This is a genomic window from Vibrio sp. 1457, from assembly GCF_033340195.1.
GTDB lineage: Bacteria > Pseudomonadota > Gammaproteobacteria > Enterobacterales > Vibrionaceae > Vibrio > Vibrio alginolyticus.
The window spans coordinates 1-1,239 of the sequence record NZ_JAWOWA010000096.1 but is presented as its reverse complement, the minus strand read 5'-3'; the positions used below and the strand labels follow the sequence as shown (position 1 = coordinate 1,239).

The 1,239-nt window shown below is 54.1% G+C and carries 1 protein-coding gene; it reads right to left on the bottom strand.

Annotated elements, in window-relative coordinates:
* A partial coding sequence (gene bcsB, locus R7Z41_RS23980; protein WP_318141639.1) for a cellulose biosynthesis cyclic di-GMP-binding regulatory protein BcsB occupies window positions 1-1,239 on the bottom strand: 1,239 nt, incomplete at both ends.

Genomic DNA, 1,239 nt, shown 5'->3' with positions numbered 1-1,239 from the left:
GTCTGGCGCATCGGTGTTTTCACCCAGCTTTCGGTCGCCTGCACCAATAGGTCGATCTGCTTATCGTCTTTCAGTTTGTCCGGGATACCACCGATGATCATGATGTCGGCATCTTTGCCCTGAATGGTGCTGCCATCATCGGTCACCGTCAGATTAATCGCCGGGAAGCCCGTCTGTGCGCCGATAAAACCAACAGTATTCAGCAACGTTTCCATCTGTGCTTCGTTAGGCGCTTTCGGCATCACGGTGATGGTTTGCGACAGATCCGCCATCCGGCTGAATGGGAAGCCCGCGTTAGCAAAGGCGCGTAGATCCGGCATCGGGATGAAGTGGTAATACTTCGAGAAGTCGATGGTGGAGTCGTCACCAATCACCACATGATTCTGCACCGGCTGGAAGGTAATACAGTTATCCACCGAACCGCCCGGCATCGGGTTCATATACTCAAAGTCGAAGCGCAGCTGGTTGGTCGCGCCCAGTTTCAGCGCCGGAATAGAGACATCTGTTTTGCCATCCAGCAAACCTTGTAATACCGGAATCCGCAGCAGCAGGCGGTTCGCCTCCTGTTTGCTGCTCAGGTTGAAGGATTGCAGGAACTGGTTATTCAGGCTGATATCCATCCGCGAACTGTCTTTCACCGGCGGCATGGTGTAGCGGTAATTAATATCCATATCAATGCCGGTACTGCGCATCAGGTAGAGATCCGGCGGCAGGTTTAGCGAAACGTTAATCGCTGCTGGCTCAAGACCGCTGGATTGTAACTGTTCTTCATAGGTTTTCAGTTCGCCAAATGTGACCGGACGATCGGTACGTACCCAGTTCGGCGCATCGTACGGCTTACGCGGTAGCAGCGGTTTCACTTCATTCACTACCACGCTTTCACCACGGAACAGAATGTTACCCTGAGCGATACCTTTCGCTGCCTGCAACAGGTCTTTGTCGTCACGACCAAACACCACCAGCAGTTTGACGTAAGGATTCTGCGGATGGTTAATCATCTCAATCACCGGGGCTTTTACCGCCGGATGATCGCGCAGGAAGTCCGGCCGTTTGTCGTTGGTTGCAAAGACAATGGCATTGCGATCCGGCAGTTGGTTATAGAGCACCGGGAAGTTCTGCCCACGCCAGCCAGAACGCGAACCAAACCACGAGGCGACAATGGCAGAGGCTTGTTGCAGCCCAACATCCGGCGCACCCGCAAAGACCATCGGCAAGGTGTTGGTGCGGTTATCACGCGGG